We start from the raw sequence: 18381 nt of genomic DNA on the forward strand, positions 1-18381 counted from the left end.
TCTTATTTTCCGGGGAGCAGCGCGTGCAGCTTTACCGGCGCAGCATGGCGCCAGGACATGACGAGGGCCGAGCGCAGGGTGGCAAGATCGCACGCGGCCAGGCGGATGGACGTTGCCCCCTTCTCCCCCCATTTGTTGGGCACCGGGAAAAAGATGCCCGGCTCTGCCGCGCATAGCATCCTCTGCTCGTCCGGCGTCAGGAACACATTGGAAAACTCATGATGGGGCGGCAGGGTGGCGAATATCTTGCCCTTCTGGGCGTCCACCCGGAAACTCGCCCAGTCAAAATGTGGGCGCTCAAGGGCATGGGGAAGCTTCAGCGCCTCCGCCCGGAGCTTCTCCGGCTTGATCATATGGACAGCGCGCCCAGGATTACCGCGACCAGCAGCGTCGACATCAGAATGAAGAAATAGATGCTGTCGAGCGTCAGCACGCGGAGCACTGAGGTGAACCGCCCACGCCCATAAACCACGCGGTTCAACCGGTAGAGATACCAGTTGGAATAGACGAGGAGAGCGAGCGTCACCCAGCCCGGGCCGACCAGATAGCCGGCCAGCATACCGAGCGCCATGGCGAGGAAAAGCGCCGAATGGAAGTGCAGCGACACGATGAGGTGATCGAAGAACAGGAACTGCCGGCGCCAGAGATAGACCAGCGCCAGTAACAGAGCATAGACCGGCAGCATCACGAACATCAGGCGCGGAATCCATTCCCGCGTCTGTTCTTCCAGCCGGCCGGGATTATCCATCACTTCGGCAAAGCGGGCTGCTTCCTCGTCCCCGCTGGCCCCGGCATTCCGGACAGCTTCCAGCGCGTCCTTGGGCATGAAACCGGCCCATTCAGGATCTTCCGCGGACTCGGTGGGCGCAGCGTCTTCCGCGCCGGGGACCGCTGGAGGATCCGGGATAAAAATGCTCGGCCCGCTGCTCCAAATGTTCTCGGCTTCGGAGATACCCTGCAGCGCGGCCTGATATTCCTCCTCGGTCATCTCCCCGGCGGCATAGGCACTTTCGATCTGGGTGCGGGCTTCGTCGAAATTCTGGTTGCCGCCCGGCACGAGCGACAGGCCCTGCCCCGTCACCAGCGGCAGCAACACGAAGAAGACGAGCGAAGCGAGCACATAGAGCCGGAAAGGCGGAATGAAGCGGGCGCGCTGGCCATCCAGATAGGCGCGGGTGACCTTGCCAGGTTGCAACAGCAATCCCGGCAGGGTGCGCGCCGCGCGGCTGTCGAGTGAGAACAACGTCTCGACGCTCTCCGCCAGCAGTGCCCAGAAAGGCTGGCGCAGGCTCTGCGCGCTCTGGCCGCACTGATGGCAGAAATCCCCGGTCAGCGGGGCGCCGCAGTTCAGGCAATGGGTTCCGGCGGGCTTCCCCCTGGCCCCGCCAAGACCGGCGGCTGCATCCGCGCCGGCATGTTCCATGGCTGTATCGGCGGCTTCGCCAAAGCTATCGCTCATCTCTACCCCTCCGGTCCGCGGAACACGCGCGGCTTCTTCGCCATGAAACGGGCCGTTGCCGCATGGTATCGCAAAGCGCGGCCCTCCGGCGCAAGCCCATAGGTTCGCTCGCGCAGGAACTCCATCAGATCGCGCCTTTTTCCGGCTGCCTCCAGCATCGCGGGGCTCAATGTTTCACCAATCCCGACCGTCAGCGTCTTGCCCATCCGCCGGCGCACCTCCCGGAAAACGAGGGCCAGGCGCAATTCCAGCGACAGATGCGAGGCGATCTGGAAGAGGCGCGAATTCTGCCCCTCGAAGAAAACCGGCGTCACGGCGGCCCGGCCATGGGTGATCAGCTTGGCGGTAAACGGCTTCCAGTCATCATCCACCGCGAGCGGATCGAACGGGCCGGGCGTGGTGGAGACCCCGCCCGCCGGGAACACAATCACGCAGCCCCCGCCCTTTACATGCGCCAGCGCCGTCCGCCGCATGGCGATGTTGGCGGCCACCGCCTCGCGCGTTCCGGCAAAGTCTACCGGCAGCAGATACGGCTTGGCCTCGGGCACGGCATCAAGCACTGAATTGGTCAGCACCCGGAAATCCTGCCGCCGCCGGCCTACCAGCCAGCTGATCACCAGCCCATCCAGCACGCCGAAGGGATGGTTGGCCACGATCACCAGCGGCCCCTCGGCCGGCAGGGCGGCGAGGCGGGCCTCATCGAACCGTATCGTCAAATCCAGCAGGCGGATGGCGGCATCGAAGAAGCCGGTCTCGCCCAGTTCACCGGCGCGGTAGCGCTCATATAGGCGCGCCAGCTTTGGCTGCCCCGTCGCCCGCTCCACGGCGCGCACCAGCGCCCGCTTCAGCGGGTCGTTGAAATACGCCGCATAGGAGAGTTCCGGCGCGGCAGCAGTGTCCATCAAAGCCGCCACATGCGCGCAAGGTTGTTTTTCTGCATATCGGAGGAGCCGCCCACGATCGGCATACCCAGAAGGTCGCGCAGGTTGCGCTCGATGTCATAGGCGTCTGACAGGCCATAGGCCCCAATCACCTGCTGGCAGGCGAGACCGATCTCCACGCCGGCATCGGCCACATAAAGCTTGGCCATCGCCGTCTCTGCCGAGCAGGGCTGGCCCGTGCCCGCCAGCCAGGCCGCGTGATAGAGCATGTGGCGGCAGGCGGCGAGTTTCGTCCGGGCGGTGACGAGCTTGTGGGCAATCGCCTGATGCTGGCCGATGCGTTTGCCAAACTGTTCGCGCTCCCCGGCATAGCGCCAGGCTTCTTCCAGCGCCGCGCGGGCAAGGCCGAAGGCAACCGCCGTAATCTCGATCTTCTCCACGTCCAGTGCCCGGCCGGCGAGCGCGTCCCAGCCCCGGTTCCATTTTTCCGGGCCGCCAACGATGGCGCTTTCGGGCAGACGCACATCATCCAGGAACACATCCATCGAATGGGTGTAGCGCAGGTTTGCATGCTCAATCGGCGCCATGCTGACGCCCCTGGACTTTGTTGGCACAAGGACGAAAGTGAGATTGCCATGCCGGGCGCCCGGCTCACCCGAGCGGCAGAGGCAGTAGATATAATCCGCCCAGTCCGCCGCCGTGCACCAGCGCTTGGCGCCCTTGATGACGATCTCGTCTCCCTGGCGCTCCACCCGCGTCTCGACACTTGGAAGGTCACCGCCGACATTCGGCTCCGACAGGCCATAGGCAAGGAATATCTCTCCGCGCGCCAGCTTGGGCAGCAGCTCTTCCTTCTGGGCTTTCGATCCGTTCTCGGAAATATTGAGCCCGCCATAGAAGGCCGCGTGAATATAGGGCCCAGCCATGCTGGGCCCGCCCTGGCAGAGTTCCTCAATCACGGCGGCGGCGGCGTAAATGTCCTCCCCCTGCCCGCCATATTCCTCCGGAATGGTGAGGCCGATCAGGCCCATCTCCGCGATTTCACGGAAGAGGGCCCGGTCCCAGGTGGCTTCCCGGTCCCATTGCCGGCGCTTCTCGCGCGGCATCCTTTCGGCCACCCAGCGCGAAAGCTGGCGACGGATTTCGGTCACATGGTCAGGTTCTGCGGCAAAATAGGTCATGCCGCACTTCTCAGCTAACCGCCGATTTCGTCAAGGCTGAACGGCGTGGACTGGTAGGTCTGGTTGATCCAGTTGCCGAACAGCAGATGGGCATGGCTGCGCCACCGGTTGAGCGGCTGGCGGGTGGGATCATCGCCGGGGAAGTAGCCATAGGGCACCTGGATCTGCTTGCCCGCTTCCCGGTCCCGCTCGAACTCTTCCTTCAGAGAGAAGGAATCATATTCCACGTGATTGAACATGTAGAGGCTGCGCCGCGCGCGGTCTTCCAGCAGGCAAGGTCCGGTGTCATCGCTGTCGATCAGCAGGCGGAGCTCAGGCCGCTCCAGAACCTCATTGCGGCGCACTTCGGTCCAGCGCGAAACGGGAATGGAGAAATCATCCGAAAAGCCCGAAAGATAGGGCGAGGCCGGATCAAGATTGCGGTGGCGGAATACGCCGAAGGCTTTAGCCTCCAGCAGGTATTTCGGCAGGCCGTGGAAATGATAGGCCGCCGCCATCGCGCCCCAGCAGATATAGAGCGGGGAATGCACATTGCGCTCGGTCCAGTCGAAAATCTGGGTCAGCTCATCCCAGTAATTGACCTCTTCAAACGGCAGCGTTTCCACCGGCGCGCCAGTCACGATGAAGCCGTCAAACTTCCGCTCCCGGATTTCTTCCCAGGTCTGGTAAAAACTGATCAGGTGCTCCTGCGACGTATTCTTGGGTGTATGCCCGCCCACGCGCACCAGCGTCAGCTCCACCTGCAGCGGCGAGGCGCCGATCAGGCGCGCAATCTGCGTCTCGGTGCGGATCTTGTTGGGCATCAGGTTCAGAAGGCCGATCTGCAGCGGGCGGATGTCCTGCCGGATGGCATCGGTCTCGCGCATCACCGCCACGCCCTCTTTGAGAAGGGTTTCACGCGCAGGCAGCGTATCGGGAATCCGGATCGGCATGGCTCAAACGTCCTCTTCGGCCCGCTTCAGGTCCAATAAACAGCGCCGCAATCTGGGAGAAAGGCAGGCCCGGAACCCCGGTTTCCCTGCATCTCGGCCCTTTAGCGAGTTGTTTAACGTGGCTGCAAGCCGGCCGGCCAAATCACCACGGAATGGGATTTAGTACGGGCAAGGCGCGGCGTCAAATCCCGGCCGCTTGCAAGGCGGCGCCGGTGGCCCCGGCCGCGATGAGCGGGTTGTCTTTTCGCCGCAGGATTGCCATTGCTTCTCAAGAAACGAAACTTTCCGCCGCCGAGAGGAGAACGATCCATGCGCCAGAACTTCCTCGCGATGATGACCGGAATTGCCTGCTGGCTGGCTGCCGGCACGGCCTCTGCAGATATTCCCAGCCTTTACGGCCAGGCCGACAATGTCTGGGACGCGCAGATATCTCCCACCGGCCGGTACGTGGCATTGGGATGCAGCCCCACGGGCTGGCCCTCCATCTGTGTGTACGACATGCAGTCGCCGGGGGAGCCACGCCTGCTGCAAGGATCGGAGGAAACGCGCCTCCTGAATTTCTATTGGGCCAGCGACAAGCACATCATCAGCAATTCAGCGACTTTTACGTCCTTGAAAATGCTGGAAAGGCCTCAGGAGTATGAGTTCCGCAGAGCCCTTTCCTTCGACGTGACGACGGGCGAACTGACGATGTTGCTGACAAATGTCGGGCTTTATCTGGACACGACAAATGTTGTGTCCACCTGCTCTGCCAAGCCGGACAAAATCCTGATGCAACTGACTGTCCGGCCTATGGAGGACGCCCCGACCGGCAGCAGGATCCGCGCGGTCAAATCCGGAATCCGCAGCCAGCAATATGAGGTTGACCTGGCCTCAGGGCGCGGCAAGGCGCTGAAATTCCGGAATGCCTCGATCGCGGGCACTCTCGTTGACAAGAATTGCGATCCCCTCGTGAATATCATCTACAATGATCAACGCGGGGAATTTGCTCTTGAAACGGCGAAGGATAACCGCCGCTTTTTTGAACTCAGGAATGCGCCGGTTTGGCCCATGGATGTGATCGGCATGTCCGATGACAGCAAAAGCGTCATCGTGCGGGTAGACCATGGCGATCTGTACGGCCTTCACACCATTCGCATAAGCGATGGGGAAATCGCGCCCATCGTGATCGATGGAGAGGAGATCGGCAATCTCGGCGTCATGAGAGACGAGGATCGTGGCACCATCTACGGCTTTGCCTATGAAGACGATCTGGTGGGTCATATGTATACCGACCCGACCCTGATTTCCCTTCAGGCGGAACTGGAAGAGATTTTCCAGAAAGAAGTGCGTATACGTTCGATGTCGAGAGACCGCTCGATGATGACGATCTCGGCAGAGAGCGCGGGCAAGCCGATCGAGTATTTTCTTTATGATGCCGACAGTTCCGAGATTTCCCCACTGGGAAGTATCGCGCCTCACCTTCCCGAGGACGCCGCCAGCAGCGTCTCGCCCTTTGCCTACAAGGCGCGTGATGGCCTTGAAATACCGGCATATCTCACCCTGCCGCCAGGAAAGAGCAAATCGGACGGCCCCTTCCCGGTTATCGTGATGCCGCATGGAGGCCCTGAATCGCGCGACAATGCGACTTTTGACTGGTGGCCACAAGCATACGCCAAGGCCGGATATGCGGTCATCCAGCCAAACTTCCGCGGCTCCTCAGGATACGGACCAGCCTTCCGGGACGCCGGGTTTGGAGAATTCGGCGGCAAGATGATTGATGATATCATCGACGCCGCCAGCTGGGCCGCAGCTGAAGGGCTCTCCAAAGAAGGGGGCGCATGTGTTGTCGGCGCCAGCTATGGTGGCTACGCCGCCCTCATGAGCGGCCTGAATTCGTCCGGGGAGGTATCTTGCGTCATCGCGGTTTCGCCGGTGACCGACATATTTGGCCATATGGCGAGTTATCAAACGGACGCCGCAGGTTATCAATACTGGGCGCGCTATGTTGGCGGCGACAAGTTTTCCGCTCCCGAGATGCGCAGGAGCGTGACCCCCGCAGCACGGACGAGCGAATACTCCGTTCCCGTCATGATCTTTCACGGGAAAAGCGACTCGGTCGTGCAGGTCTCGCAATCCAGAAATTTCGCCAAAGCGTGGGGAACGCGCTCCGGCCTGACGTTTATTGAGATGAACGGACAGGATCACTACCTGCGCAGCACCACAGCTCGGAAAGAAATCCTCTCCGGATCCCTGAACTTCCTGGAGGCAAACCACCCCGGTCGGCGCTGAGGGGGGTCACTCCCCCGTCAGCTTCGCCGCGCGGCGCTCCTTGAAGGCGGCCACCGCTTCTTTCCGGTCGCCGAGATAATTGGACACGCTCTCCCAGCCGATGGAGGCGTCCATCAGCTGCGCAGCGAGCGCGCGCAAGGGGATGTTGGCGGTCGTCTTGGTCCAGCGGACGGCCCATTTCGGATTGGCCATGATCTTTCCCGCGATCTCATCCACCTTCGCGTCGAGCTCCGATGCGGGCACAGCATAGTTTATGAGGCCGAGGCGCTGGGCCTCTTTGGCGTCCAGCAGGTCGCCGGTCATCAGCAATTCCTTGGCCTTGGCAAAGCCGATCAGTTGTGGCCAGATCAGCGCGCCGCCATCCCCGGCAACCAGGCCAACCTTCACATGCGGGTCGCCGATCTTGGCGGTCTCATCGGCAATGATCACATCGCAGAGCAGCGCGATGGTGGCGCCCAGCCCGGCGGCAGCGCCATTCATGCGGCAAAGGATCGGTTTTTCCATCTGCAGCAGGGTCACCACGATCTGCTTGGCGTCCCAGCCGATGGCGCGGAAGCGTTCGGGATGGGCAATCTGTTCCTCGAACCAGTCAAAATCTCCGCCCGCGCAGAAGGCACGGCCCCGGGCCGAGAGGATGATGAGATCGCTTTCGCTGTCCCGCTGCAGGCAGTTGAAGACAAGCGCGAGTTCGGTGTGCATCTGCTCGTCTACCCCGTTCACAGGGTGATCAGAGGTGATATAGGCCGTCAGCACACGCCCCTTCCGCTCGAGGGTGAACCGTTGCCAATTGTCCTGCGTGATATCGTATGCTGCGCTCATCTTTTCCTCCGGCCGGTTTTACCGCCACCCTAATTTCCACCGGCTGCCCGGCAAGCCATAAAACCTGGCTTCTCCGTTCTGGCCGCCCTTATTTCCCCCTAATTGCCACCCTATCTGCCGGAGCAAGACGACAGGAGCGCATGTGAGCACGCCGGCCATACAGGACTTTCAGGACACAAATGACCCGCTCCATGTGACCCTGGAACGTACGCTGGCCGCTATCGACACGCCGACCATCACCCTGCGCCGCCTGCTGGACCTGATCGGCGAACAGGGCCTTCTCTTTCTCTGCGCGCTTCTGGCCATTCCTTTCCTGCTGCCGGTCTCCATTCCGGGAGTCAGCGGCGTGTTCGGGCCCGCGATCATTCTGATCGCCGCCGGGATCACGGGTAACCGGATGCCCTGGATTCCCCGGCGCCTCGCCCACAAGGAGTTCAATTCCGAGAAACTCAAGGGCACGCTGAAGCGGGGTATGCGTATTGTCATGCGGGTTGAGCGCGTGGTGCGCCCCCGGTTTCGGGGCATCACCGCCGCGGGCCTGCCCGCGCGCCTGAATGGCACCGCGATCATATTTGCCGCCGTGCTGATGATGGCGCCGTTCGGCCTCATTCCCTTTACCAACACCCTGCCCGCCTTCGCGATCGTATTGCTGTCCATCGGGATGTCCCAGCGGGACGGGCTGGTGGTGATCGGCGGCTACCTGTTCATTCTTGCGACTCTGATCTATTTCGGCGTGCTGCTCTGGCTCACCCTGCAAGCGGGCCAGGGTCTTTTCGGTTTCTTCAGCAGCTGACAGGAGTTTCTTCATGCCCCGCGATACGCTTTTCCTCCTGCCACCGGGTTTTGCCGCCAATGGTCAGCGGGAGTTTTGCCCGGAATGCGCGGAAATCTGGGGCCTGCTTGCCTGGTATCCGGCGCTGAGAGAAACACTGGATGTCGTCTATGTCGGCATTGAGCACCCGCGCGGGCCGATTGCCGATCTGCTAGGTCCGGGGAAACACAACGCGCCGACCCTCGTGCTCGCCGAAGGCTCTCCTCGCACGCCGGATGTCACCTACAATCAGGCCGGCGGCCATGACTTCCTCCCGTCCGCCCGCTTGATCGCGCGGCATTTCGCTGGGCTTTACGGTACGCCCATGCCGCGCGGGGGCTGAACGCCCCCCCCCTTGCCTCCCGCCGCGTTAGCGGCCCCACTCATCCAACACATACAAAGAAACGTCCCGGAGGAACCCGCCCATGCCCGCCAAACCCGTCAAGACCCGCATCACCGAAATGCTCGGCATCGAAAAGCCGATCGTCCAGGCCGCGATGGGCTGGATCGCGCGCGCTCAGCTTTCCTCGGCCGTCTCCAATGCTGGCGGCATGGGCATCATCGAAACCTCATCCGGTGAACTCGGCGCCATCCGTGAAGAGATCAGGAAGATGAAAACCCTGACGGACAAGCCCTTCGGCGTGAACGTCGCCCAGGCCTTTGTGCGCGATCCGGATATCATCCCCTTCATCATCGACCAGGGCATCAAATTCGTCACCACCTCGGCCGGCGACCCGATGAAATACACCGCCACGCTGAAGGTAGCCGGGCTCACGGTCTTCCATGTGGTCCCTTCCCTCGCCGGAGCGATGCGCGCCATCGAGGCGGGCGTTGACGGCCTGATCGTGGAGGGCGGCGAAGGCGGCGGCTTCAAGAACGCGAAGGATGTCGCCTCCATGGTGCTGATACCGCAGGTCTGTGAAGCGGTGGAGGTGCCGGTCGTCGCCGCCGGCGGCATCACGGACGGGCGCAGCATGGCCGCAGCGTTTGCCCTGGGGGCCGAGGGCGTGCTGATGGGCACGCGCATTCTCTCCAGCGCCGAAAGCCCCGTCCACCCCAACTGGAAGGACGCCATCGTGGGCGCCGACGCGACCGACACGGTCTTCCTCAACCGCCAAGGCCCCGGCCCCGCCCTGCGCGCCCTGCGTACCGAGCGCACCACGCGCCTCGAAAAGGAAGGCAGCCCCAACATCTTCGGCGAGTTCGCCAAGACGCAGGACGTCTATTTCGGCGGTGATCTGGAAGCGGGCATTGCGCTCACCGGCCAGGTGGCAGGGCGTATCAAGGACGTTAAGCCCGTGGCCCAGATCTTTGAGGAAACCCTGGTAGAGTACCACCGCATCGTCTCCGCGCTGCCCCGCTGAGCCGAAACTTACGCCATTCGGGTCAATCTCGGGGGTAAATCGCCCCTTTCTGACCGTTTGACTGGAAATCTGCGCCTCCGGCGGCTAAACCGCGTGCAATCTTCATTGCCAGAGGAAGCATGATGAAAATGTCCGAAATGCTGAAGGGCGGCGCCGCTGCTCTTGTTCTTGCTGCCACCGCCGCTTGCGGCGCGTCTGAAGCGCCCAAACCCGAAGCCGAGATCGCCAGCCAGATCGAGCTGCCCGAAATCGAGATCAGCGACGCCGAGCTTGAAGGAAACCCCTTCCGCGCCGAATGGACCGGCACCTATGGCGTGCCGCCTTTCGCTGAGATCAAGGACGAGCATTACATGCCGGCGGTCAAGAAGGGCATCGTCGAGATGCGCGCCGAGATCGACGCCATCGTCAACAATTCCGACGAGCCGACCTTCGAGAACACCATCCTGGCGCTGGAGAAAACCGGCCAGTCGCTCGACAAGGTGATCCGCGTTTTCGGCAACATCACCAACACCGACACCAACGACACCCTCAACCAGCTTGAAGGCGAAATCTATCCAATGCTCACCCGCGAGCAGGATGCGGTGACCTTCAACCCGAAACTCTTTGCGCGCGTCAAAGCCGTCTATGACCAGCGCGACCGGCTCGGCCTCGACGAGCAGGAAGCCCGCCTGCTTGAGCTGACACATCGCAATTTCGTGCGCGCCGGCGCGGACCTTCCCCCGGCGGCCCAGGCCGAAATCGCCCAGCTCAACGCCGAAATCTCCGGCCTGACGACCACCTATGGCCAGAACCTGCTGAACGCCACCAACGCCTTCAAGCTGGAAATCACCGACCCGGCCCGCCTCGGCGGCCTGACGGATGACTTCAAGAACGCCGTGAAAGTGGAAGGCGAAGACAAATGGGCCGTCGGCCTCAGCCGCTCCTTCTTCGAAGGCTTCATGTCGAGCGCCGAAGACCGCGAGCTGCGCAGCCAGCTGTTTGACGGCTACCGCAACGTGGCCTCCTCCGGCGACTATGATAACGGCCCGCTGGCCATCAAGCTCGCCCAGCTTCGCGCCAAGCGCGCCGAGCTGATGGGCTATAAGAGCCACGCTCATTACGTGCTGGAACAGCGGATGGCGCACACGCCGGAAGCGGCCCTGGAATTCCTGCAGAAGGTCCTTGAACCCGGCCTCAAACGCGCCGCCGAAGAACAGGCGGACATGGAACAGATCGCCGGGCATGAGATCCTCGGCCATGACTGGTGGTTCTATTCGGAGAAAGTCCGTCAGGACAAATACGCCTTCGATGAAAACCAGCTGCGCCCCTACTTCCAGCTCGACGCCACCTTCAACGGCGCATTTGAAGTTGCCTCACGCCTCTTCAATATCTCCATCGAAGAAGTCAGCCTGCCGGGCTGGAACCCGGCCGTGAAGTCCTACGAAGTCAAGGACGCTGCCACCGGCGAGCATCTCGGGCTCTTCATGGTGGACATGTATGCCCGGTCTTCCAAGCGCGGCGGCGCCTGGATGAGCACCTACCGGTCTTCCTCGGACATGGACGGGGAGCGCATCCGCCCGATCATCACCAACAATATGAACCTGGTGACCCCAGCCGCCGGCCAGCCCACCCTGCTCTCGCCGACCGAGGTGGAAACCCTCTTCCACGAGTTCGGCCATGGCCTGCATGGCCTGCTGACGCAGATCCGCTATCCGAGCTTCTCGGGCGTCTATGGCGGGCCTGACTATGTGGAGTTCCCTTCCCAGGTGATGGAACATTGGTGGAGCGAGCCGCAGGTGCTGGCGATGTATGCGCGCCACCACCAGACCGGCGAAGTGATCCCGATGGACCTCGTCGACAAGATGAACAATGCCTCGACCTTCAATCAAGGCTTCAAGACTACCGAGTTCATCGCTGCCTCGCTGATCGACCTTCACTGGCACATGCTGTCTTCGGAAGAAGCCGCGAAGATCACCAGCGCGCGCGACTTCGAACTGGAAGTTCTCCGCAAGTACAACATCCCGGAAATCATCGAGCCGCGTTACCGCTCGACCTATTTCTCCCACATCTTCGCCGGCGGCTATTCGGCCGGTTACTACTCCTACCTGTGGGCAGAAATTTTGGATGCCGACGGCTTTGACGCTTTCAAACAGTCCGGCGACATCTTCAATCCGGAGATCGCTGCGAAGCTGAAACAGTGGGTGTTTGAATCCGGCGGCCTGCGCGAGACCGACGAGCTTTACCGCAACTTCCGTGGGTCTGACCCGGGCATCGAGCCGCTGCTGCGCAATCGCGGCTTCGGTGAGCCGTCGCCTGCCGAAGGCTGATCACCGCGCTCAGCGCAGAAACAAAGAACCCCGCCTCATCGAGGCGGGGTTTTCTGTGTCCGGATTATTCAGACCAGACCAGACCAGATCAGTGGCCGGCTACGGGATCCTTGCAGATCAGGGCCTTGATCTCGTTTTCATTGCGCGCCTTGCGCAGCCCGTCGCGCACGGCGACCTGGCGGAAAAACCGGCTGACCTGGGCCAGGGCGCGCAGATGATCTGCCCCCGCCCCATCGGGCGCCAGCAACATGAAGATGAGATCGCAGGGGCGGTCATCGATCGCCTCGAAATCGACCCCATGCGCGAGCCGCAGGAAGCCGCCAACAGGCGCGGCGAGCCCCGGCAGACGGGCGTGCGGGATGGCAACGCCTTCCCCAACCCCCGTAGAGCCGAGCCGTTCGCGTTCCATCACGGCGTCCTCGATGGCCCGCGCACCGATGCCCGTGGCCTCGCTCAAGGCCTCGCACAGGACGTGGATGGCCTGTTTCCGGCTGGTCGCCTCATGAAAGGGGATGATCACCCCACCTTGCAGCAGAGCACTCAGATCGGTGGCCATCAAACAACTTTCCGTGGCGCGTCGCGTTAATTCCGGGGCGTGTTGGCAGGGTCAACCCAACCAATGTGCCCATCGGGGCGGCGGTAGACCATATTAAGGCCGTCATGGCTAGCATTTCTGAACATCAGCGCCGGGACGTCCTGCAATTCCAGCTGCATTACTGCCTCGGAAACGGTCATCGTGCGGATCTGAACCTTGGTTTCTGCAACCGTAAGGGGTGCCTCGCCGACCTCGACTCCCGTATCCACCGAATCTTCGGCGTCGTCGTCGTCGGTGGCCTGGAACAGGATTTCAGGTGCCATTTCCGCCGGCAGGGCGGGCTGGCCATTGGCGTGGTGGTCCTTCAGGCGGCGCTTGTAGCGGCGCACCCGCTTTTCCATCTTGTCGAGACTGACTTCCAGCGCCGCATAGGGGTCGTTGGCCTTGCCGGTCGACTGCAGGATGATGCCCGATGGCAGGTGAACATTGCAGTCCACTTCCACAAACGGACCCTGCTGGGATACGAAAACGTTGGCATCACCTGTGCGGCTGAAATATTTGGAGACGGCTGCCTCAAGCCCCTCTTCGATCCGCCCTCGCAACGCCTCACCCAGTTCCATATGCCGGCCGGTGATCTGAATTTGCATGGGCGTCTCCTTTGCTTGTGACCATAAGAGCTATCCTGAACATAAGTATGCATCAGGAAGCTGCCAGTGGCGACTCACTTCCGTAATGCCCCGCCACATCTGTCTGAAATCTAATGTGTTAGCGGCGCGCGGCTCTACGCAATTGTCCTGAGCAGGCGATGCCGGCTCATTCGGCGCGGCGGGCATAGCCATGTTTTTTGAGCAGGCCGCGCAGCTGGTGATAGGTGAGGCCCAGCGCGTCGGCCGCCCGGCCCTGATGCCCGCCAGCGTCTGCCAGGGCGCCGTCGATCAGCTGCATCTCGAAAAGGCGGACGGCATCCTCAAAACCGCGCGCCGGCGTTGCCGGCCGCTCGGCAGGCTGAAATTCGCCAGGGCCCGCAGGGGTGGAGGCGCCGATGAAAACGCCAACACCGTTGGAGTTTTTTGCCCCCTCATTGGAGGAATGGCTGGAGTTTTTCGGAGCCTCCTTCGGCCGCCAGGGGGAGGCAAAGGGATCAAGCGCCGAAGGCTCGAACCGCACCTGTTCCTGCGGGGCCGAAAGCAGCGCGCGATGGGTCAGCCGTTCGGCAAAATTGCGCAGCTCGCGTATGTTTCCCGGCCAGTGCCAGGCCTCGATCGCCTCAAGAGCAGACGGCGCAAACCCCGGAAAATCCTGAGCCATTTCAACCGCCATCCGCCGGGCGAAGAATTGCGCCAGCAGCGTCTTGTCGCCATGCCGCGCCCGCAGTGGCGGCAGCGTCACCACGTCAAAAGACAGCCGGTCCAGCAAGTCCCAGCGGAAGGTCCCAGCCTCCGCCATCGCCGGCAGATCGGCATTCGTCGCCGCGACGATCCGGACATTGGTGGTGAGCACCTTGGACCCCCCAACCCGTTGAAATTCCCCATACTCCACGATCCGCAGCAGCTTTTCCTGCACCTGCTGGGAGGCGGTGGCGATCTCGTCGAGAAAGATGGTGCCCCCGTCCGCCATCTCGAACCGGCCGCGCCGCATCTCGGTCGCGCCGGTAAACGCGCCGCGCTCATGGCCAAAAAGCTCTGAATCCAGAAGGGTTTCCGAAAGCGCCGCGCAATTGACCTTCACGAACGGGCCTTCCCAGCGCTTGGACAGAAAGTGCAATCGCTCGCCCACCAGCTCCTTGCCGGTGCCGCGTTCCCCGATCACCAGCACGGGCCGGTCCAGCGGCGCCAGCCGGCTCGCCTGCTCCAGCGCGCTGAGCCAGGCGGCAGATTCGCCTATGAGGTGCGTTGTCCGCTGCTCCATTTAGTGAAAATAGCCAATATACTTGGTTCTTTCTACCAGATTTTTAGTGGAACAGCCTTTCACTTCTTGGTGCAAAGGCGCCGAAAAGTTTTTTTTGATATAAATATCAAGGCGTTATGAAATTAATCCCAAACTGGCACGGCTCTTGAAATGGTATTGGCATCAGGGCGACGGGCGTTGCCAACCACTGAAAACCAAGGACGAACCAGAAATGAGCTACCAGGACGATCCCTACACACCGCGCACCGATGCCGGCCGCTTTGGCCGCTGGCTCGCCTCGCGTCGGGCGGAGACGTGGATGTTCTTTGCCGCAGGCGTGCTGCTCGGCGGCCTCTTCTTCTGATCTCCAGTCACGAAAGGAAATTCCCATGGGTCTCTTCTCCCGCCTCGGCGACATCATCAACTCCAACCTCAATGCGATGCTGGACAGCGCCGAAAATCCCGAAAAAATTGCCCGCCTGATCATCCAGGAAATGGAAGACACGCTGGTGGAAGTGCGCACTGCCGCCGCCCGCGCGATGGCTGACAAGAAAGAAATGGAGCGCGAAATCGCCCACTTCACTGCCACCCGCGATGACTGGGCGGCCAAGGCAGAGCTTGCCATCGACAAGGGCCGTGAAGACCTTGCCCGCGGGGCGCTGATCGCCAAGCAGAAATGCGAAACCGAAATCGAGCGCCGTCATCATGCGATGAAAACCGCCGAGGAAGCCTTCGACCGCCGCCAGGAAGACCTGACGAAACTGCAGGCCAAACTCGACGAGGCCAAAGCCAAGCATCGCGCCCTGGTGATGCGCCGCGAAGCCGCCGAACAGCGGATCCGTATGCGCAGCCAGATGTATGATGGCCGCGCCGACGAGGCAATCATCCGCTACAATCAGCTGGAGCGCAAAGTCGACGAGATGGAAGCCTATGCCGACACCATCCGCGGCCGCGAGCCGAGCCTGGAGCAGGAATTTGCCGAGCTTGAGCAGAACGAGTCCATCGAGAAGGAACTCGCCGCGCTGAAAGCCCGCAAAGGCAAAGCACCGGCGAAGAAGTCGGAGGGCTGATCAATGGTCTTTTCACTGGTCTGCCTTTTTGGCTTCCTGGCCGTGATCTGCACGCCGGGCCTGATCGCCCAGGCGCGTGAGGAACGCGCTGCCGCCGGGGGCGATGAGTAATCATGAACGAGAGCCTCGTCCCTCTGTTTGCCATCATCGCCATCTTTGTGGTGCTGCCGGGCATGGTGTTTCACTACATCACGCTGTGGCGGCGCCAGAAGACCCTGCAGCCGGACGATGAGCGCATGCTCGAGGATCTCTGGCGCTCCGCCAAAGCAATGGAGCGCCGCATCGAGACCCTGGAATCCCTGCTTGAAGCCCGCAACGCAGAAAGCCCTCGCCCACCTCCGCGCCCCCGCCGCACCACCTTTGACGAATAAGGAGACAGGAAATGTCCCGCCCCTACGACCCCTACCACTCCCCGAACCCGAAACGCTTCTACCGCTCCCGCCAGGACAAGGTTATTGCCGGCGTCTGCGGCGGCATCGCCGAGCGCTTCGGCTGGGAACCCATCCTCGTCCGTGTACTGCTTGTCCTGCTGACCTTGTTCGGCCTCGGCCCGATCGCCATCGTAACCTATGTTGTCGTCTGGATGATCACGCCGCGCATGCCCATCGGGTATGGCTCGATGAGCCCGGATGAAGACGCCTTCTGGCGCGGCGTGCAGGACCGTCCGCGCGCAACCTTCGGCACCATCAAGTATACTTTCATGGACCTCGACGAGCGCCTCAAGAATCTCGAGCGCGCCGTGACCTCGGATGAATGGCGCCTGCGCCAGGAATTCCGCGACCTCGAAAAAGGCAACTGACCGGGCTTGTCGCCCACCCACACCTACTCCGTCTAAGGACCGGATCAATGAAACAGGGGCATCTCGTGCATAACAACTGGCTACTCGGCGGACTGGCCGTCGCAATCCTGGCGGCCACCGTCATCCTCAGCTCCATCGCGGGCAACATGTCACTGGAAGTGGCAGGCCTCTCGGTGAACCTCGAACGCCACGAGAATGGCGGCGTCCGGGTCTTCTTCGTCCAGGCGCCCTGAGGCTCAGCGCGCCTTCTTCAGACGCCGGAGGATCTGCCGCGATGGGTTGACCGCCCTGAGAGAAGGCATATCCGCCGGCGCCGGGCCTCCGCAGAGCGCCGAGACCACCATTCCCGCGGCCCAGGGCGCCCAGGTAAAGCCCCGGCTGCCAAATCCCCCCACTACATGGATACCCGGTAAAACCGGCCAGGCTTCCGGCTCCGTCCCGCGCGCCCAGAGCGCTGAGATCACTTCGGTATCCGGCGCCGGGCCAATCAGCGGCAGCCGGTCTGGCGTGGTCGCCCGTACAGATGCGCGCGACACGGCCCCGCCCCTCTGCGCTTCATGCACCCACCAGGGGGAAAGAGATTTTATCCCTTCCAGGTTTTCCGCCCGCGCGGCCTCGCTGATGGCGGCGCTGCCGTCTTCTCCGGCCGGCTCGAACGTTGCGCCCCAGAGACGCTCCTGCCCGAGCGCGATACAGTATGTGCCCGAAGCAATTGCCGAAGGCGGAGCCTCAACGGCGCCCGTCAGATGTTCCACCTGGCCCTGCCGCCCGGTCAGTTCGATGCCCGGCAGCAACGTGCGCAGCGCCATACCGCTGGCGATCACAATGGCGTCAAACGCCTCGCCATTCACGCGGCGCGCAGCAAGGTCTACCTCTGGCGAGGCGCCCAGGCGTAATTCGACCCCCTCCAGCAGCGACCGGACGATCTGCCCTGGACGGAGGATCACCGCGCGCTTGTGCAGCAAGCCGCCCCCGGCAATGGCCTCAAGGTCTTCCAACGGAAAGGGCCGGTCGGCCAGCAGTTTCTCAAACCGCTTCACCTCGGTCTCGTTGCGTGGCGGCTGGCGCACATCGGTCAGCGCGGCGCCGGGGCGGCCGCGATAGAAATCCCGCGCGGCCAGATAGGCATCAATCAACAGGCGCGCTTCGACCGTCTCGCCCGCATCCAAGCGCGGCATCATCAGGCCGAGGGGATTACCGCTCGCCCCTGAAGCTACCTCCGGGGACGGATCAAATACAACCGCCTCAACACCCGCCAGTGCCAACCGGTGAGCGACACATGCCCCCGCAACGCCAGCGCCCAGAACTGCCACCCGCCGCGGCGGAGCCGGCACGGCCGCTTCGCCCGGATAGAACGCTTCCAGCCGCTGACGCTTGCGGCCGTGGCCCTCGGCCTTCTGCACCTCAAACCCCGCCGCCGCGAGCCCGCGCCGCACATCCCCCGCCACGGTAAACGTCGCGGCCCGCGCGCCCGGCGCCGAGCGCGCCGCGATCAGCGGAAAAATCTCCTCGGCCCACATGCCGGAATTCTTTGCCGGGCTGAACCCATCGAGGAACCAGGCATCCGCCTGAAAGCGGCTGGCCGGCAGCATCTGCGCGATCTCGCCCAGATGCAGGATGAGGTCGATGCCGTCTTCCTCGAAGAGGAGATGGCGCACGCCCCGAACCGGCCCCGGCCAGCGCGCCAGCAACTGATCTGCCTGGGGGCGAAGTTCCGGCCAGGTTTCAAACGCCCGCGCTGCGTCTTCGGCTTTCAACGGGAAAGCTTCAAAGCTGACAAAGCTGAGCCGCGCCTGCGGGTGCGGGCGATGCTCGCGCCAGAGCTGCCAGAGGGCGAGGAAATTGAGGCCGGTGCCAAAGCCGGTTTCGGCCACCGTGAACTGGCGCCGGCCTGCCCAGGCGCCGGGCAGACCGCAGCCTTTCAGGAATACTGCGCGTGTCTCCGAAAGGCCGTCCTCCACCGAGAAATAGACATCTCCGAACGCCGTGGCGACGGGGGTCCCATCCTCCCGCCACTCGATCTCCGGATGGGTCAGCAGCCGCGTCATGCCCTGCCCTAGCCCGAC

20 protein-coding genes and 1 riboswitch are annotated in these 18381 nt (G+C 62.6%); of the genes, 10 read left to right on the forward strand and 10 right to left on the reverse strand.

The features are described 5' to 3' along the window. Positions 1 to 2: 2 nt before the first annotated feature. From BBF93_RS16760 to metA, 5 genes are read right to left on the reverse strand one after another with little or no spacing between them, the layout of a single operon-like run. Positions 3 to 353 carry an MmcQ/YjbR family DNA-binding protein gene (locus tag BBF93_RS16760; protein WP_114106667.1) on the reverse strand — a complete coding sequence of 117 codons (351 nt, stop codon included), beginning with the start codon at positions 351 to 353 and terminating at the stop codon, positions 3 to 5. Continuing rightward, positions 350 to 1459: a DUF3667 domain-containing protein gene (locus tag BBF93_RS16765; RefSeq protein WP_114106668.1), complete on the reverse strand. Its 1110-nt coding sequence runs from the start codon at positions 1457 to 1459 to the stop codon at positions 350 to 352. Before BBF93_RS16765 ends, BBF93_RS16760 begins: the two co-directional genes overlap by 4 nt. Positions 1460 to 1461: 2 nt before the next feature. After that, positions 1462 to 2361, reverse strand: a complete 900-nt coding sequence (locus tag BBF93_RS16770) for a lysophospholipid acyltransferase family protein (protein WP_114106669.1) — start codon at positions 2359 to 2361, stop codon at positions 1462 to 1464. Next, positions 2361 to 3521: an acyl-CoA dehydrogenase family protein gene (locus BBF93_RS16775; RefSeq protein WP_114106670.1), complete on the reverse strand. Its 1161-nt coding sequence runs from the start codon at positions 3519 to 3521 to the stop codon at positions 2361 to 2363. Before BBF93_RS16775 ends, BBF93_RS16770 begins: the two co-directional genes overlap by 1 nt. 14 nt (positions 3522 to 3535) lie before the next feature. Further along, positions 3536 to 4453, reverse strand: a complete 918-nt coding sequence (metA, locus tag BBF93_RS16780) for a homoserine O-succinyltransferase (protein ID WP_114106671.1) — start codon at positions 4451 to 4453, stop codon at positions 3536 to 3538. 81 nt (positions 4454 to 4534) lie between these two features. Then, a riboswitch (SAM riboswitch) is annotated at positions 4535 to 4612 on the reverse strand. A gap of 150 nt (positions 4613 to 4762) precedes the next feature. Between metA and BBF93_RS16785 the strand changes: the two genes are divergently transcribed. Then, complete coding sequence (locus BBF93_RS16785; RefSeq protein ID WP_114106672.1) at positions 4763 to 6724, forward strand: S9 family peptidase; 1962 nt, start codon at positions 4763 to 4765, stop codon at positions 6722 to 6724. Positions 6725 to 6730: 6 nt separating this feature from the next. Here BBF93_RS16785 and BBF93_RS16790 read toward each other — a convergent pair whose 3' ends face one another. Further along, positions 6731 to 7543, reverse strand: coding sequence for an enoyl-CoA hydratase/isomerase family protein (locus tag BBF93_RS16790; protein WP_114106673.1), 813 nt, complete (start codon positions 7541 to 7543; stop codon positions 6731 to 6733). A gap of 142 nt (positions 7544 to 7685) precedes the next feature. On the opposite strand from BBF93_RS16790, the gene BBF93_RS16795 reads away from it, so the two are divergent. From BBF93_RS16795 to BBF93_RS16810, 4 genes are all read left to right on the forward strand, one after another. Beyond that, positions 7686 to 8336, forward strand: coding sequence for an exopolysaccharide biosynthesis protein (locus BBF93_RS16795; protein WP_084324351.1), 651 nt, complete (start codon positions 7686 to 7688; stop codon positions 8334 to 8336). Positions 8337 to 8349: 13 nt separating this feature from the next. After that, the gene (locus BBF93_RS16800; protein ID WP_114106674.1) at positions 8350 to 8697 is read left to right on the forward strand and encodes a DUF3088 family protein; all 348 of its coding nucleotides are present in this window, start codon (positions 8350 to 8352) and stop codon (positions 8695 to 8697) included. A gap of 82 nt (positions 8698 to 8779) precedes the next feature. Beyond that, positions 8780 to 9718: a nitronate monooxygenase family protein gene (locus BBF93_RS16805; protein ID WP_114106675.1), complete on the forward strand. Its 939-nt coding sequence runs from the start codon at positions 8780 to 8782 to the stop codon at positions 9716 to 9718. A gap of 128 nt (positions 9719 to 9846) precedes the next feature. After that, positions 9847 to 12024, forward strand: coding sequence for a M3 family metallopeptidase (locus tag BBF93_RS16810; RefSeq protein WP_114107134.1), 2178 nt, complete (start codon positions 9847 to 9849; stop codon positions 12022 to 12024). 88 nt (positions 12025 to 12112) lie between these two features. On the opposite strand, the gene BBF93_RS16815 is transcribed toward BBF93_RS16810, so the two are convergent. The 3 genes from BBF93_RS16815 to pspF all read right to left on the reverse strand — a co-directional run bounded on the left by BBF93_RS16815 (position 12113) and on the right by pspF (position 14467). Then, a complete protein-coding gene (locus BBF93_RS16815; protein WP_114106676.1) occupies positions 12113 to 12580 on the reverse strand; it encodes a PTS sugar transporter subunit IIA in 468 nt (155 codons plus the stop codon). 26 nt (positions 12581 to 12606) lie between these two features. Continuing rightward, positions 12607 to 13206, reverse strand: a complete 600-nt coding sequence (hpf, locus tag BBF93_RS16820; protein ID WP_114106677.1) for a ribosome hibernation-promoting factor, HPF/YfiA family — start codon at positions 13204 to 13206, stop codon at positions 12607 to 12609. Between the two features lie 166 nt (positions 13207 to 13372). Then, positions 13373 to 14467 carry a phage shock protein operon transcriptional activator gene (gene pspF / locus BBF93_RS16825; protein ID WP_114106678.1) on the reverse strand — a complete coding sequence of 365 codons (1095 nt, stop codon included), beginning with the start codon at positions 14465 to 14467 and terminating at the stop codon, positions 13373 to 13375. A gap of 211 nt (positions 14468 to 14678) precedes the next feature. Between pspF and BBF93_RS19955 the strand changes: the two genes are divergently transcribed. The 5 genes from BBF93_RS19955 to BBF93_RS16845 all read left to right on the forward strand — a co-directional run bounded on the left by BBF93_RS19955 (position 14679) and on the right by BBF93_RS16845 (position 16548). Next, complete coding sequence (locus tag BBF93_RS19955; RefSeq protein WP_255417544.1) at positions 14679 to 14810, forward strand: hypothetical protein; 132 nt, start codon at positions 14679 to 14681, stop codon at positions 14808 to 14810. A gap of 25 nt (positions 14811 to 14835) precedes the next feature. Beyond that, a complete protein-coding gene (gene pspA, locus BBF93_RS16830; RefSeq protein ID WP_035600412.1) occupies positions 14836 to 15516 on the forward strand; it encodes a phage shock protein PspA in 681 nt (226 codons plus the stop codon). A 113-nt stretch (positions 15517 to 15629) separates the two neighbouring features. Next, positions 15630 to 15887, forward strand: a complete 258-nt coding sequence (gene pspB / locus BBF93_RS16835; RefSeq protein WP_114106679.1) for an envelope stress response membrane protein PspB — start codon at positions 15630 to 15632, stop codon at positions 15885 to 15887. Positions 15888 to 15898: 11 nt separating this feature from the next. Further along, complete coding sequence (gene pspC / locus BBF93_RS16840) at positions 15899 to 16315, forward strand: envelope stress response membrane protein PspC (protein ID WP_035600409.1); 417 nt, start codon at positions 15899 to 15901, stop codon at positions 16313 to 16315. Between the two features lie 47 nt (positions 16316 to 16362). Further along, positions 16363 to 16548, forward strand: coding sequence for a hypothetical protein (locus BBF93_RS16845; protein ID WP_035600407.1), 186 nt, complete (start codon positions 16363 to 16365; stop codon positions 16546 to 16548). A gap of 3 nt (positions 16549 to 16551) precedes the next feature. Here BBF93_RS16845 and mnmC read toward each other — a convergent pair whose 3' ends face one another. Further along, positions 16552 to 18363: an FAD-dependent 5-carboxymethylaminomethyl-2-thiouridine(34) oxidoreductase MnmC gene (mnmC, locus tag BBF93_RS16850; RefSeq protein ID WP_114107135.1), complete on the reverse strand. Its 1812-nt coding sequence runs from the start codon at positions 18361 to 18363 to the stop codon at positions 16552 to 16554. Between the last annotated feature and the right edge of the window lie 18 nt (positions 18364 to 18381).

The organism is Hyphomonas sp. CACIAM 19H1 (assembly GCF_003325995.1).
Lineage (GTDB): Bacteria > Pseudomonadota > Alphaproteobacteria > Caulobacterales > Hyphomonadaceae > Hyphomonas > Hyphomonas polymorpha.